Source organism: Enterococcus sp. AZ167 (assembly GCF_051714025.1).
Taxonomy (GTDB): Bacteria; Bacillota; Bacilli; order Lactobacillales; family Enterococcaceae; genus Enterococcus_D; species Enterococcus_D casseliflavus.
The window spans coordinates 492,034-506,381 of sequence record NZ_JBIORB010000001.1 but is presented as its reverse complement, the minus strand read 5'-3'; the positions used below and the strand labels follow the sequence as shown (position 1 = coordinate 506,381).

At 42.4% G+C, this 14,348-nt stretch carries 14 protein-coding genes; 6 read left to right on the top strand and 8 right to left on the bottom strand.

The window, feature by feature from the left end:
* Positions 1-7 precede the first annotated feature (7 nt).
* Positions 8-145 (bottom strand): hypothetical protein, encoded by a 138-nt coding sequence (locus tag IGJ05_RS02335; protein WP_262119449.1) that lies wholly within the window; start codon positions 143-145, stop codon positions 8-10.
* 168 nt (positions 146-313) lie between these two features.
* On the opposite strand from IGJ05_RS02335, the gene IGJ05_RS02330 reads away from it, so the two are divergent.
* A complete protein-coding gene (locus tag IGJ05_RS02330; RefSeq protein WP_311948868.1) occupies positions 314-985 on the top strand; it encodes a response regulator transcription factor in 672 nt (223 codons plus the stop codon).
* A complete protein-coding gene (locus tag IGJ05_RS02325) occupies positions 975-2,417 on the top strand; it encodes a sensor histidine kinase (RefSeq protein WP_438725209.1) in 1,443 nt (480 codons plus the stop codon). Before IGJ05_RS02330 ends, IGJ05_RS02325 begins: the two co-directional genes overlap by 11 nt.
* A gap of 72 nt (positions 2,418-2,489) precedes the next feature.
* Here IGJ05_RS02325 and IGJ05_RS02320 read toward each other — a convergent pair whose 3' ends face one another.
* From IGJ05_RS02320 to IGJ05_RS02300, 5 genes are all read right to left on the bottom strand, one after another.
* Positions 2,490-3,107 (bottom strand): HAD-IA family hydrolase, encoded by a 618-nt coding sequence (locus IGJ05_RS02320; RefSeq protein WP_005230151.1) that lies wholly within the window; start codon positions 3,105-3,107, stop codon positions 2,490-2,492.
* A 216-nt stretch (positions 3,108-3,323) separates the two neighbouring features.
* A complete protein-coding gene (locus IGJ05_RS02315) occupies positions 3,324-4,916 on the bottom strand; it encodes a TPM domain-containing protein (protein ID WP_311948874.1) in 1,593 nt (530 codons plus the stop codon).
* 140 nt (positions 4,917-5,056) lie between these two features.
* Complete coding sequence (locus IGJ05_RS02310; protein WP_005230144.1) at positions 5,057-6,406, bottom strand: PFL family protein; 1,350 nt, start codon at positions 6,404-6,406, stop codon at positions 5,057-5,059.
* A gap of 8 nt (positions 6,407-6,414) precedes the next feature.
* On the bottom strand, positions 6,415-6,681 hold the full coding sequence (locus IGJ05_RS02305; RefSeq protein WP_005230142.1) for an ACT domain-containing protein: 267 nt from the start codon (positions 6,679-6,681) through the stop codon (positions 6,415-6,417).
* A gap of 103 nt (positions 6,682-6,784) precedes the next feature.
* Entirely contained in the window at positions 6,785-7,447 is a 663-nt protein-coding gene (locus IGJ05_RS02300) for a 2,3-bisphosphoglycerate-dependent phosphoglycerate mutase (protein ID WP_225001362.1), read from the bottom strand.
* A 415-nt stretch (positions 7,448-7,862) separates the two neighbouring features.
* On the opposite strand from IGJ05_RS02300, the gene IGJ05_RS02295 reads away from it, so the two are divergent.
* Genes IGJ05_RS02295 through IGJ05_RS02285 form a run of 3 tightly spaced genes read left to right on the top strand, consistent with a single transcriptional unit; the run spans position 7,863 to position 11,231 of the window.
* Positions 7,863-9,344 carry an ABC transporter substrate-binding protein/permease gene (locus IGJ05_RS02295; RefSeq protein WP_225001361.1) on the top strand — a complete coding sequence of 494 codons (1,482 nt, stop codon included), beginning with the start codon at positions 7,863-7,865 and terminating at the stop codon, positions 9,342-9,344.
* The gene (locus IGJ05_RS02290) at positions 9,337-10,059 is read left to right on the top strand and encodes an amino acid ABC transporter ATP-binding protein (RefSeq protein WP_005230134.1); all 723 of its coding nucleotides are present in this window, start codon (positions 9,337-9,339) and stop codon (positions 10,057-10,059) included. The genes IGJ05_RS02295 and IGJ05_RS02290 overlap by 8 nt, the downstream gene beginning before the upstream one ends.
* Positions 10,060-10,076: 17 nt before the next feature.
* Positions 10,077-11,231 (top strand): pyridoxal phosphate-dependent aminotransferase, encoded by a 1,155-nt coding sequence (locus tag IGJ05_RS02285; RefSeq protein WP_231473183.1) that lies wholly within the window; start codon positions 10,077-10,079, stop codon positions 11,229-11,231.
* A gap of 133 nt (positions 11,232-11,364) precedes the next feature.
* Here the strand turns inward: IGJ05_RS02285 and IGJ05_RS02280 are convergent, their stop codons facing one another.
* Both IGJ05_RS02280 and IGJ05_RS02275 read right to left on the bottom strand, forming a co-directional pair.
* Positions 11,365-12,072 carry a DUF4811 domain-containing protein gene (locus IGJ05_RS02280; protein ID WP_221693439.1) on the bottom strand — a complete coding sequence of 236 codons (708 nt, stop codon included), beginning with the start codon at positions 12,070-12,072 and terminating at the stop codon, positions 11,365-11,367.
* Entirely contained in the window at positions 12,069-13,547 is a 1,479-nt protein-coding gene (locus IGJ05_RS02275; RefSeq protein WP_015509856.1) for an MDR family MFS transporter, read from the bottom strand. The genes IGJ05_RS02280 and IGJ05_RS02275 overlap by 4 nt, the downstream gene beginning before the upstream one ends.
* 137 nt (positions 13,548-13,684) lie before the next feature.
* Here IGJ05_RS02275 and IGJ05_RS02270 point away from each other — a divergent pair, with 137 nt between their 5' ends.
* Entirely contained in the window at positions 13,685-14,170 is a 486-nt protein-coding gene (locus IGJ05_RS02270; protein WP_005230125.1) for a MerR family transcriptional regulator, read from the top strand.
* Positions 14,171-14,348: the final 178 nt, after the last annotated feature.

Here is a 14,348-nt window from a genome sequence, read left to right as displayed (position 1 = left end):
CCTGCAATCACGCCGACTTGAACAATGTAATCAAACGTGCAGAAAACCCCATAAAAAGCGCAAGACTGATTATGTATAACCAATGACCGACTAGCTTACGATTTTTCTTTGCTTTTTTCTTTCTGACCATATGATAGTCATACATCGCCAAAGCGCTCCTTTCGATTGAATATACCTCTATAGTATTGGGTATTTGTGATGATCTTGTGAGGGAAAGAACAATTATTTTTCAAAGAGTCATTTTCCTATTAAATCAGCGATTATTCTGTGATATACTTTAAAAAATATAAATTATTTTTAAGGATGTGAATAAATTTGCAAAAAAATATTGATCGTTGATGATGATACTCATATGCGTGCCTTAGTGAAAACTTATGCGGAGATCGAAGGGTATCTATGTTTTGAGGCAGCGGATGGAAAAGAAACTTTGGAAAAATTAACCAATCATTCATTCGATTTGATCCTCCTAGATGTCATGATGCCGGGAAAAGATGGCTTTCAGACGCTTTCGGAAATCAGAGGCAGCTGTAACACGCCAGTCATTATGATTACCGCTCGAAAGGAAGTGTATGACAAACTCTTTGGCTTCAATCTTGGTGCCGATGATTATATTGCCAAGCCATTTAGCCCTAAAGAGCTGATGGCTCGCATCAAAGCTGTGTTGAAACGAAGCGGTCAGTTTCAGTTCGAAAAGATCGTTTTTGGTGATCTCGAAGTCAATGTTTTTTCTCATACTGTAACGATCAAAGGGAAACCTCTGCCGCTTACACCAAAAGAATTCGATCTGCTGGTCTATTTGACGAAAAATAATCATATCGCTTTGAGCCGAGAATCAATTTTAGAAGGTGTCTGGGGCTTTGATTATTTCGGAGATACCAGAACAGTGGATACACACATCAAGTCCTTGCGAGAGCGTCTAGGGGATTACCGAGAGTTGATCCAAACGGTTTGGGGAGTTGGGTATAAATTTGATTATGAAGACTAATCGGTTAGGTTTTACTTACATCAAAAGTAAATTACTCGTGCGGCTTTGGTCCGCCAATATGCTGCTGGTCATCATTGGCATCGCTTTTTTGTGGACTGTTCAAATTTTGCTCTTTGAACCAAATTATATCAATGTAACGAAAGAATCACTTTTAGAAACAGTTCAGGAAACAGCTGCCGCTATTGAAGAAATGGCAGTAGATCCAGATGATTTACCAGAAGAGCCATTACTTTTTCTTAGTAAAACGATCGTTGGGACTCTTTTCTTAGTCGACGAGGATGGCGAAATTCTGGCGGCATTTAACAATGGCCAACAATTAAACATAGATGGGTTGAGCAACGAATACAACTGGTTGTTATCTCACGCACCAACTGTCCTTGATGGTGAGAGCCTGAGTGCTGTAGAAGACTTTGAAAAGTCTTCTGCCATTCTTATTGGCGTTCCTACCACTCTTTTCCAACGCCCAGCTGCCCTTTTGCTCTCCAATACGATCACTCAAATCGAAGCGCTTCAAAGCTTGAATCGACAGCAACTCTTTCTATTCACCATCATATTAACTATTTTTGCGTCAACGATCTCCTTTTTTTTAGCACAGCATTTTATTCGCCCGATCAAAACCATCAAAGAAGCCATCATCCGCTTAACCAACGGCGAGCTTTATTCCGTACCCAAACTTAAGCGTAGTGATGAATTAGGTACACTTTCTGAATCAGTTGCGGACTTAAGCACAGAACTTCAGCGAGTAGACGTCTTGCGAAAAGAAGTGATTGCCAATGTTTCTCATGAACTACGCTCCCCCCTCGCGTTGATCACTGGCTATGGGGAGATGGTACGTGATGTATCTGGAAGCGACGAACGCCTTCGAAAAGAACATATGGACCTAATTATCAGCGAAGCCCACCGCATGAGTGCAATGGTCGATTACATCATGGATTTCTCTATCATGCAAGCAGGCTACACACAACTTAAAAATGAAATCTGGAATACATACGAGGTGGTTTCCTCCGTCGTTGCTTACGCAAGAGGGATCACCAATCAATATGACATCACTGTCGATTTTAAAGCAGATCGTACGAATGGAAATGCTCTTTTTGATCGCATCAAAATGGAACAGGTTTTGCGTAATTTAATAAACAATGGCATCAACCATACACCTAAAAATGAACGACTCTTAATCAAATTAACGAATACATCTGCAGGAACAAAAGTTGCTGTCATCAACCCTGGAAAAGATATCCCTCCAGAACAACTCGAACTTATTTGGGAAAGATACCAACGCGTCCAACATCAAGCAGGACATAAAGAAGGAACTAGCATCGGCTTAGCGATCGTAAAAACCATTTTGACTTCTCATGCCTTCGAATATGGCGCTGAGTCGAAAAATGGCGTGACTTGTTTTTGGTTTGTTGTGCCGAGACTAGAAGATCAATGAGAACTACGTTTATACCGTTCATCATGAGTACTGAATGACTTACTTTCTATGCACAAAAAAAGCCTTGATTTCTCAAGACTTAATGATTTCTTGTATTTCAGCCATTGATTGGACGGTATGGTCGGCAGATACATCTTTTAAGAGACCTTCTATATCATAAAATATCGTCTTGACACCTGCTCCTTGTCCTGCAAAAACATCCATCGTGCGATCGCCGATCATGACAGTCTGATCTTTGTCTAGTTGATACTTTTCAACAAGATAAATCAGGGAAGTTGGATCCGGTTTGCGGGGGAAGTTGTTTTCTGGGCCAACGATCTCAACGATCAGGTCTGCCATCTGTTCTTTTTCTAACAACTCTTTCGTTGAGACGACATCGCGGTGGGTCAAAATATAGTTCTTGCCCCCAGCAGCAACCACGGCTTCTAATGTTTCTTTGGTTCCTGCAAAGGAAAGCGGCAAACGATCATCCAGCGCTTCATTTGCTTTGAATGCTTTAGTGAACTCTTGAAAATCTAAGTTGTATTTTTCAGCAACTTTTTTGGAAGATGAATCTTTCAATATATAATAAATCTCCGCTGGATCTGGATCGAAGCCATACTCCTTCAATGTCTTGATAAAAGCTTTTAACATGATTGGGTAGCTGTCGTAAAGTGTTCCGTCAAAATCCCATATGTAAGATTGGTACATGATATCCCTCGTTTTCTCCCTTTTTCAAATGAATGAAAGTTCCATTCATTTTCAGTAACTCTAAAAAGTTTACCACACTTTGTTTGGTTTGTCTTATTTATCAAGGGATTTCCTCTACAAGAAAAAACGCCATTGACCATACAATCCTTCCGCTTGCACAAACCTACATGCAAGCGAATGTATTGCAGAACAATGAACGTTCCTCACTACGAAAAATTACCAGCTACCAGAAACACCGCCACCGCTACTGCTTCCTCCGCTAAAACCGCCAAAATCATTCGAAGAACTTTGCGTATCTGCAATGACTTGTTCTTGATGGGTCACATGATTATTCATCATTACAAAGAACAACGCCATATTCATACCATGGGGGTCATACTCTTGGCGAGCATTATTCAAAACGGCTGCTCGATCAGAAGCATCAAATGAGGATAATTTGTTCGCTAAATCTGGGTGATTTTGATAAACCTGTTTCAAGTCAACTTGGAACAAGGCATCTGTTTTCACTTCCGCTAGAACATCAGAAACTTCTTTTGGAATGGCTTGTACCATCTCAGGATAGGTCGCTTTTTCCGTCACAAGTTGAGCTAAGTATCGCCCTTGCTCATTGCGTCTTCTGATCTCTTCTTTGGCTTGCTTGGCTATTTCTGCTCGATAAGCATCTGCTAAAGACAGATTTTCGGGTAACACCGCATCAGTCAAATCGTAGTCTGCCATCCGTTCAGTCACTTCCCTGCCTAATTGGGCTTCATAGGTTTTTAAGGTGTCATGTTGTGTAAGGATCACCTGACCGAAATGTTTGACCGTGGTTTGTTTCTTCATCAGCAAGTTTGAAAAATAGGCGCCAATTGCTGGATTCGTCAAGCCGTGTTGGATGACTCGTTTATCCGCTGTCGACAATCCAGTGACCGAAGTCAATTTCGCTGGCACATAAGTCCTCGTCACATACTGCGTAAATGCTTGTTGACAATCTTTTGCTGTCTGATACTGATGGTAACGCTGATAGTTCTTTCTATTGCTAGCCCATTTCAAGAAATCTTTCTGTTGGAAGTGACTATCTTCTAACAGATGTTTCGGCAATGGCAGGTGCTCTTCAAAACGCCGTTTGGTTTTAAGATGGCGAAAACTGATGAACCCGACAAGGCCTGCAGCTGCTGCCGCTACGACACCACTGACGATTTTACCAATAGTGAACCACATCTGCTTAGTGGCTTCTGCTTCTTGTGCCTGTTTTTCTGCTAACATTTGCTTGCCATCTTGATAGATCGTCCCTAAACCAATCGTTTCATCCGCTTCTTTCATTCGCTGATAGACTTCATTAGAAGCTGCCAATATCGCTGTATCATAATCTTCATCTCGTAATGCGTCTTTGGCATCTTCATCCACTAAATCATCTTCCGATAGCTCACTGAAGACATAGGATAGTCCATCGCCATAACCCAGACGAAATTCACGATCGTCAATGGCAAAGAGAAACAATAGTCCATTATTGTCCTCTGGATTTCCTAAACCATACTCATTGAACAGTTCCAAATTACGCTCTTCAATCGATTGCCCATCTAAAGAAGGGATCGTGATCACAGCATATTCTGGTGCTCCAGTCAATGATTGAAAGCCCTCTTTATTCAAAGTATCGATTTGTTTGATCGTCTCTTGTGAAAGGACCCCGGCATCATCACGAACAAATGTCTGTCCAAAGGCAATTGATGGTTGAAGGACAAAAAATCCCATCAAACCAACAAAAACCAACATCCCAAGTTGGAAGATTTTCTTCATTTTACCACCCCTTTTCATCGTGTTATCTTTCATTGTATTCGATTTCAAATGATAAAACATCCGCCTTAAGCATGAAAAAAATAGTTACATGACTAAAAAACCTTTAAAAGACAGCATTTTGGTCGGTCTTTTAAAGGTCATTTTATCATATTTTCCTATTAAAGGAGTACAAATTAATTTTTGAATGAATGGATCGGAGCGGGAATACGTCCCCCACGTAAAATGAAATCAGTAGACTGTGCAGGATTGGTTTTCATCACTGGTGCCGTCCCTAATAATCCACCAAATTCAATGCGGTCGCCGATTTTTTTGTCTTTCGCTGGAATGATTCGGACAGCTGTCGTCTTGTGGTTGATGACGCCGATCGCTGCTTCATCCGCAATCATTGCGGCGATCGTCTCAGCAGAAGTATCTCCTGGAATCGCAATCATATCCAAACCGACAGAACAGATCGCCGTCATGGCTTCAAGTTTTTCTAAATTCAATAAACCAGCTTCTACAGCCTTGATCATCCCTGCGTCTTCAGAAACGGGGATAAAGGCACCCGACAGACCTCCAACATGGTTACATGCCATTACGCCGCCTTTTTTTACTGCATCATTTAACAAGGCCAAAGCCGCCGTCGTTCCGTGGGTACCGACAGATTCTAGACCCATTTCTTCTAAAATCAATGCCACACTATCGCCGACTGCAGGAGTTGGCGCCAGCGAAAGATCGACGATCCCGAATGGAACGCCCAAGCGCTCTGAAGCCACGCGCCCGACCAATTGCCCCATCCGCGTGATCTTGAAAGCTGTTTTTTTGACTGTTTCCGCCACGACATCAAAGGACTCGCCTTTGACTTTTTCCAAGGCACGTTTGACGACACCAGGTCCGCTGACACCAACGTTGATTTCCACATCAGCTTCACCGACCCCATGAAAAGCACCCGCCATAAAGGGATTGTCTTCCACTGCATTCGCAAAGACGACGAGCTTCGCACAGCCCATATCTGATGCCTCAGCCGTCTTCTTGACTGTTTCTCCCATCAGACGTACTGCATCCATGTTGATCCCAGCTTTCGTTGATCCAATATTGACCGACGAACAGACAAAATTGGTTTGAGCCAAGGCTTCTGGAATCGATTCGATCAATGCAAGGTCGCCGCCTTGATAGCCTTTTTCTACTAGTGCGCTATAGCCGCCGATGAAATTGACTCCGACTTCTTGCGCCGCTCGATCCAAGGTCTTCGCAACTTTGATACAGTCTGCGGGTGTCGGCTGGCAAGCTGCCACTACGATCGCTACAGGGGTAACCGAAATCCGCTTGTTAATAATCGGAATGCCATATTCACTTTCGATCTCTTCGCCGACTTTGACAAGATCTTTCGCTTTTGTTGTAATTTTTTGAAAAATTTTCTCACAGGTACGATCAATGTCGGCGTCAATACAATCCAATAATGAGATCCCCATTGTGATGGTACGAATATCTAAGTTTTCTTCTTCCACCATGCGAATGGTTTCAAGTATTTGATTTGTCTCCATAGTGCCTCCTATAATTTGTGCATGGTATCAAAAATCTCTTGATTTTGAATGCTGATTTTTACACCTAATGTACGACCAATTTGGTGAAGCTCCTCACGAACACCATCAAAATCCTGATTGGCATCCATGTTTAAAAGCATCATCATCGTGAAGTAATCTTCCATGATCGTTTGGGACACATCTAAAATATTGATTTCTAATTCTGCTAATTTCTGGCTAACACCAGCAATGATCCCAACCTTGTCTTTTCCAATAACGGTTAATACGGCTTTCATATCCTCCCGCCTTTCATAAAATTTTTCTTATTATAGCACAACAAAACCACATTTTCGATGTAACATCAAACGAAATTGTGGTTTATACTTTAAATGTTCGTTATTACGCCCGTTCAATCCTATTTGCTTGGCTATCAAACTCATAAATGATCGGCTGTGCGTTAGGAATATCGATCGTATCCATGGCATCTTTTGGCACGTCTTCCAAGTATTTGACTAACGCCCGCAAGCTGTTCCCATGACCAGTAATGAGAATATTCTTATGATCTTTAAGTAACGGAACCACCTGGTCTTGCCAAAATGGGACTACTCGCGCTACCACCATCCCCAGATTTTCTCCCTTAGGTATCAAGCGAGGGTCTAAAGAATCATAGCGTCGGTCTAAATCATTTTTCTCCACATATAAAGGCGGTTCATCATATCCACGTCGCCATTTTTGCACCTGTTCTTTTCCATACTTTGCCACCATCTCATCTTTATTGACCCCTACTAATTGGCCATAATGACGTTCATTTAGGCGCCATGTTTTTTTCACAGGGACCCAAAGCTGATCGCTGGCTTCCAGAACGGCATCGCAAGTGATGATCGTTCGCTGCAGCACAGATGTAAAGGCAAAATCAAAGGAAATCCCCAATGCTTTGATCTGTTCCCCCGCAGCCCAAGCTTGTTGTCGGCCTTTTTCGGTCAGAGAAACATCTAGCCACCCTGTCCAGTAATTTTCAAAATTTGCTTCGCTTTCACCATGTCGAATCAATACGACCTTCATTCTATCGCCTCCTCTTCTCTTTTATTATCGCAAGAAATCCAAAAAATGTCTTATGTTTCGTTTTTGCCGCTTTGTTTCAGACAACTTTTTATTTTGTCATTGCAGATCCTGTTTCTCGTTTAAGCGAAGCTGCTTTCTTTCTTCACTATCCGTTATTTTCTAAGCATCCTTTCAAATAGATGGGTATAGAAAATGGCTGCTGTTCCTTCTCCACTTTGTTCTTCCTTGGATTGCAAATAATTTGAATAAATGGTTTTACGCTCTACAACAATTTTTGACTTTTTTTCTCTGACTTATTGACTTCAACTGATGTTATGCTATGATAGTTTCTATCACTTATATGTATTTTTATACATTTATTAGTTGTTATTTGCATTTTTAATAGATGCACAGAAAAAGTTAAAGGGGCGTTTACATGAAAAGGTTTAGTAAGGGTACTGTTTTATTAGGGATCATCACAGCGTTGCTGCCGTTTTTCTTTGTCGGACAAGCACATGCAGAAGAAACCGATCCAATCTATGAAAAAGTCAAAGAAAATGGTGTATTGGTCGTGGGTTTATCTGCCGATTATGCACCATATGAATTCCGTGCCAATGTTGATGGAAAAAATGAAATCGTGGGGATCGATATCTCGATTGCCCAAAAAATTGCAGATGACTTAGGGGTCGATCTGAAAATTGAGGAGCTTGGATTCGACGCGCTGTTAGGGGCTCTAAAAACGGGTAAAATCGATGTCGTCATCTCTGGGATGGCTGCTACGGATGAGCGCCGTAAAGAAGTCAATTTCACTGACACCTATATGGAAGTCCAACAGACCGTCCTGGTTCGAGCAGAAGATGCGGATCGTTTCCAATCGACGGCTGATTTTGATGGTGTAGCTGTCGGTGCACAACGACAAACCACACAAGAAGAGCTGGCAAATACAGAATTGACTGGCTCGACCGTCACCTCTTTGCAAAGGGTGCCTGATTTGATCACCAATCTAAAATCACGCAAGATCGATGCGATCGTGATGGAAGGTCCCGTCGCTGAAGCTTATGTGACGGCGAATGATACCTTGGCATTAGCCGAAAATGTCACGTTTGAAAACGGCGTGAAGGAGACCGCGATCGCCATCTCGAAAGAAGCGCCAGTTTTACTGGAAACACTCAATTCCTCCATTGAAACTATCATTAGTAATGATCTTTTAAGCCAATACAAAGAAGATGCCTATCGATTGATGTTTACCGAAGAAGGCACGATCGATGAAGAGCAAAGCTTTTGGGAAAAATATCTGCCTTTTTACATCACTGGAACTGGCTATACGATCTTCCTAGCCTTGGTTGGGGTATTATTCGGCTCTATCGGTGGCAGCTTGTTAGCCTTTATGAAGCTTTCTAAGTCAAAAGCATTGAAAGTCATTGCCGCTGTCTATATTGAATATGTACGGGGAACACCTTTGTTAGTACAAATATTTATTGTATACTTTGGAACAGGCGTGTTAGGCTTAGAGCTTTCGAAGTTAGCTGCTGGCTGTATTGCCTTAGCACTAAACAGTGCCGCCTATGTGGCAGAAATCATTCGTGCTGGGATCAATGCCGTCAATAAAGGACAGCTGGAAGCCGCTCGTTCATTAGGCATGAATCAGATCCAAGCGATGCGCTTCATCATTTTCCCGCAAGCCATCAAAAACATCTTGCCTGCTTTAGGAAATGAATTTGTCACGGTCATCAAAGAGTCTTCGGTCGTATCGGTAATCGGTGTGTCTGAACTGATTTTCCAAACAGGCGTCGTTCAAGGGGCCAGCTTCAAACCATTTTTACCATACGTTATCGTATCATTGATCTACTTTGTATTGACCTTCGCCCTCTCACGTCTATTGGGTGTTGCTGAAAGGAGAATGAAAACTAGTGATTAAAGTTGAAAAATTAGTGAAAACATTTGGCGAGAATACCGTCTTAAAAGAAATCGATCTTGAAGTGACACCTGGTGAAGTCGTTGTGATCATCGGACCCTCAGGAAGTGGGAAAAGTACTTTCTTACGCTGCTTGAATCTACTTGAACAGCCGACTGGTGGGAAAATCACCTTCGAAGGCAATGATTTATTGGCAAAAGGGGTGAAAATCGATCAGATTCGTCAAAAAATGGGAATGGTCTTTCAAAGCTTCAATTTATTCCCTCATAAAACGGTGTTAGAAAATCTGACTATCAGCCCGATCAAAGTCAAACAGCAAGAGCAAGCTGCTGCCGAAGAGACAGCGAAAGGATTGCTGGAGCAAGTTGGCTTAGCTGAAAAAGCGGATAGTTACCCCTCTAGCCTTTCTGGCGGGCAGCAGCAACGGGTCGCTATTGCTAGAGCATTGGCAATGGATCCTGATGTAATGCTCTTTGACGAACCAACCTCAGCATTGGACCCAGAAATGGTTGGAGAAGTGTTGACGGTCATGCAAGCTTTGGCAGAAAAAGGCATGACGATGGTCGTCGTTACCCACGAAATGGGCTTCGCTAAAGAAGTTGCCGATCGTGTCATCTTTATGGCTGACGGTATCATTCAAGAACAAGGAACACCAGAACAAATCTTTGAGCATCCGCAAAATGCGCGGACACAGGATTTTTTAAGCAAAGTTTTATAGAAATTGGAGATGACAAAATGAACCGTCCGTTGATTGCAGAACGTTTTTTACAACCAGAAGAAAATCTTTTAATGGAGATCGCCACTCTTGCGAAGAAAACCCCAAATTTGATTGATTTGTCGATTGGTGATCCTGATTTGATTACAGATGCGACAATCATTGATGCAGCTTTTGCTGACGTCAAAGCGGGTCATACAAAATACACCGCTTCAGACGGCAGTGCTGATTTTATCCAAACCGTCGTTGATTTTTATCAAAAGCAATACCAGCTTACTTTTTCTCCTAGCCAAGTGCGAGGAACTGTCGGTGCATTGCATGGCATGTACTTAGCTTTGGCTGCCATCATTGATCTCGGTGATGAAGTGATTATTCACGAACCGTACTTTTCGCCTTACAAACAACAAGTCGAACTAGTCGGTGGTGTGCCAGTCTTTATTCCGACCTTTGAAAAAGATGGCTTTCAAATCGACGTCGAGGTTTTAAAGGCCGCTATCACTGAGAAAACCCGTGCAATCATTATCAATTCACCCAACAATCCTACTGGTGCTGTTTTTTCTCCAGAAACTTTTGAAAAAATCGCAGCAGTTGCCATTGACCATGACTTACTAATCCTCTCAGATGAAGTCTATGAAGCCTTTTGCTTTGATGACACCTTTGTACCGATGGCAGCCTTCGCACCTGAGAACACCATCACATTCAGCAGTTTCTCAAAAGCCTTTGCCATGACAGGCTGGCGGATCGGTTACATGATCGCACCTGAATCGATCAATCTTACGGCAAAACTGATCAATGAGGCGATCGCCTATTCGGCACCAACTCCTTCACAACGGGCAGGTATTTACGCATTGAATCACTATGATACCCTCGTGCCGCAAGTGGTTGCTGTCTTTAAGGAACGACTGACCTACATTGAACAACGGGTTGCTGAGATCCCCTTCCTTTCCTTATCCCCAGTCAAAGGAAGCATGTATGCCTTCATCAACATTAAACAAACGGGGTTGGACTCTGTCAGCTTTGTCGAGAAATTATTAAAGGAAACCAGTGTGCTGATGATCCCTGGGAAAGCCTTTGGAGAAACGACCGGCGATGGCTATGTTCGCTTAGCTGCCACCCAATCGTTGGACTTGTTAAAAGAAGCTTTCGACCGCATTGCCGCGTGCTCATTTGACTAAAGAAAATCCCACTCACTTCTAGTGTGTGGGATTTTTTTTTGTGGTAGCCGTTTTTCAAAAGTATCACGTTCCATATAAAAAGGGACAGAAGAATCCGATTTGATTCTTCCATCCCCTGACTATCTGCTCGTTTTTACTTTTTTGCTTCTTCTAGCAATTTTGCCATCGCTTCTTTTTGATAAGCTTCTGTCAATTCAGCGATTTTTGCTTTTTGGGCTGCCTCATCCATAGTTGGATCAGCCATTAATGCAGCTTGCATTTTTTCTTGGACATACGCTTGTCCTTGTGTTTTCATGGTGTCCGCTTGTTCTTTCGCTAAAGAAGCCAGTTTTTTTGCTTGATCCACACTCAAGACTTCCCATGAATCTGGCAATGAGAACGTATTGGTACGGCTGACATATTGGCCATCGTTATCAGCGATCCCGAACAAGAAGCGTGATAGGTCACTTTTATAAACCCAGCGCGTCGTTTTTGTTTCTAATTGAGCTGAATCAGCCCCTGTTTCCACGACATTGGTCACTTTATCAGTACCGGTTTGTTTGGGTTCCTCTTGATCAGCATCCGTTTTATACAGGTAGATTTTTTCCGTACCATCTCCTAATGGCTGATACAATAGCAAATCAAAATTCTCGTTATCGGCACTAGAAATCAGTGGGGTTGTTTTAGCAGTCGTTTCTTTTTCCATTCCAAAATGATAGGTCAAATTGGCCATCAATGCGACGACACTTGCCACGAAGACTAGACCTAAGACCAATGATAAACCTGTTTGCAGCTTGTTTTTGGCAAAGACATTCAGTACTGCAAACCCTAACACGCTAAGAACGATCAAAAGCAAGATCATTTGTCCGCACCTCCTTCAAGAACCGTCAATCGTGGTTCTTTTTTCTTTAAGGAGAAGGCGATCAAGAATCCTAAGAAGCTAAAGACCGCTGCCACATAAAAGGCGGCATGGTAGCCAGATAAAGTCGCTTCGATTGCTTTTTCTTTGTATGCCAAAGGCGTTGCATCCAGCAAAGAATCACTTGGCAAGTTGCCCTTGGTGACGTTTGTCAAGACACTGATCAAGATAGCCGTACCAATTGAGCTGGCTACTTGACGGAACGTATTGTTTACTGCGGTACCGTGACTGATCAAATGACCAGGTAAGGCATTCATTCCTGAAGTCGTTACTGGCATCATCACCATTGAGATCCCGAACATCCGAATCCCATAAAGAATGATGATATGCAAAATCGGTGTATCTTTTGTTAAGAAAGCAAATGGTAAAGTTGCGGCAGTCAAGATAAACATCCCGGTGATAGCTAAACGTTTTGCACCATACTTATCAAAGATCGCACCAGTGATCGGCATCATGATCCCCATGATCAACGCACCTGGCAATAACATCAATCCTGAATGAAACGCTGACTCACCACGAATGTTTTGGATATACAACGGGAGAACCATTTCAGCACCGATCATCGCCATATTCGTGACCCCTGAAAGGATCGACGCCAAGGTAAAGGTCGTTGATTTGAACACGCGCAACTCTAAGAACGGATGCTCAATGTGCAATTGACGCCATGCAAAGAAAGCAATGAAAAAGACACCGGCTGCTAGAAAACCGATTACTTCAATACTGCCCCACCCTTTGTCGCCGACGCTTGAAAAGCCATAGAGCAATGTACCAAAACCAAGGGTTGATAAAATCGCTGAGAACAGATCAATTTTCGGATGCGACAATTCAATCACACTCTTCATTAGAAAGAGCGCTAAGACTAAGACTAAAACGACGATCGGAATGACCATTCCGAACAAATAGCGCCAGTCATAATGATCAATGATCCAACCAGATAACGTTGGGCCTAAGGCTGGTGCTAACCCAATAACGATTCCTGACATGCCCATGGCTGAACCGCGTTTTTCTGGTGGGAAGATCGACAACATGATATTTTGCAAAAGCGGCATCGAGATCCCTACACCGGCAGCTTGCACTAAGCGGCCAATCAATAATGTAGAAAAGTTCGGTGCAGCAAAACAAGCGATCGTTCCTGCAAGGAAGATGCTCATTGCCGTTAAGTAAAGACTTCTCGAGCTGAACTTGTTGATCAGCCATGCGGTGATCGGGATCATGATCCCATTGACCAGCAAGAAACCAGTGGTCAGCCATTGAACATCAGATGCTGAGATGTCAAAGGCATCCATCAAAGTTGGAAAAGCCGTTGTTAACAATGTTTGGTTCAAAACAGTACAAAACGTACCGATCAGCAAAACCATGACCAGTAAGGAACGGTTGTAAGGTTTGCCGTAGATATCTAAAGGACGACTCGTTGACATATTTCACACTCTTTTCAGTATATTTTTCATAAAACCTTCTTTACTTTAAATCTTTCCCTGAAATTTGTCAACCTACTTGACATAAAAGTAAAACAAGTTACAATATTAACAAATACCTTTACAAGAATGGAGTCCGTATGTCTCATCTTTTTCGAAAACTCGTTGATAATGAAAACTTGTTGGTCGGCATCAGCGAACTTAGCCAAATGTGTGATATCTCCCCTCGCCAATTGCGTTATTGGGAACAAAAAGGATTTATTCAATCGGTCCCACAAGAAGAAAATGCCCCACGAAAATACCGACTGCCCACGGTCGTCAAAGTGGAAATGATCAAAACGTTTTTAGATGAAGGCTTTACGTTGGCCAAGGCTGTTGAAAAAGCGGACAAAAAAATCAAAACCGCCCATCATATTCGCAAAGTGTTTTCTGGGGTTTTACAAAATTTAGAAGTCATCAATGAACGCTTTACGATCATCAGTCTGGGACCAGTAGATGACGAAGGAAAAATCCTCCATATCATTCACGATGAAGAAACAGAACGATTGCAATACGAAGTGCTGCCTGCTAATCAAACGATCGATTTTGAAAAGTTCAAGCAATGCACGTCAAAACAAGCAGAATAAAAAATCTGCCTAGCCTATTCGTTACGTGCAGCAAGTATCCATGACAGTGATGCTTGCTGCACGTTTTTTGAATGTCTTGCCTTTGATTCAAAGAGGTGTTGATTCATTTACAAGCAAAAAACCTCATGATATAGTCGAAGGGAGAAACGAACCTTTATCAGAATGGGAAGTGTCATAT

What these genes read in the sequence shown, in the direction of transcription:
- IGJ05_RS02335 (WP_262119449.1), bottom strand. Translation starts at nt 145, where the DNA reads ATGTATGACTATCATATGGTCAGAAAGAAAAAAGCAAAGAAAAATCGT.
- IGJ05_RS02325 (WP_438725209.1), top strand. Translation starts at nt 975, where the DNA reads ATGAAGACTAATCGGTTAGGTTTTACTTACATCAAAAGTAAATTACTC.
- IGJ05_RS02320 (WP_005230151.1), bottom strand. Translation starts at nt 3,107, where the DNA reads ATGTACCAATCTTACATATGGGATTTTGACGGAACACTTTACGACAGC.
- IGJ05_RS02315 (WP_311948874.1), bottom strand. Translation starts at nt 4,916, where the DNA reads ATGAAAGATAACACGATGAAAAGGGGTGGTAAAATGAAGAAAATCTTC.
- IGJ05_RS02310 (WP_005230144.1), bottom strand. Translation starts at nt 6,406, where the DNA reads ATGGAGACAAATCAAATACTTGAAACCATTCGCATGGTGGAAGAAGAA.
- IGJ05_RS02305 (WP_005230142.1), bottom strand. Translation starts at nt 6,681, where the DNA reads ATGAAAGCCGTATTAACCGTTATTGGAAAAGACAAGGTTGGGATCATT.
- IGJ05_RS02300 (WP_225001362.1), bottom strand. Translation starts at nt 7,447, where the DNA reads ATGAAGGTCGTATTGATTCGACATGGTGAAAGCGAAGCAAATTTTGAA.
- IGJ05_RS02295 (WP_225001361.1), top strand. Translation starts at nt 7,863, where the DNA reads ATGAAAAGGTTTAGTAAGGGTACTGTTTTATTAGGGATCATCACAGCG.
- IGJ05_RS02285 (WP_231473183.1), top strand. Translation starts at nt 10,077, where the DNA reads ATGAACCGTCCGTTGATTGCAGAACGTTTTTTACAACCAGAAGAAAAT.
- IGJ05_RS02280 (WP_221693439.1), bottom strand. Translation starts at nt 12,072, where the DNA reads ATGATCTTGCTTTTGATCGTTCTTAGCGTGTTAGGGTTTGCAGTACTG.
- IGJ05_RS02275 (WP_015509856.1), bottom strand. Translation starts at nt 13,547, where the DNA reads ATGTCAACGAGTCGTCCTTTAGATATCTACGGCAAACCTTACAACCGT.
- IGJ05_RS02270 (WP_005230125.1), top strand. Translation starts at nt 13,685, where the DNA reads ATGTCTCATCTTTTTCGAAAACTCGTTGATAATGAAAACTTGTTGGTC.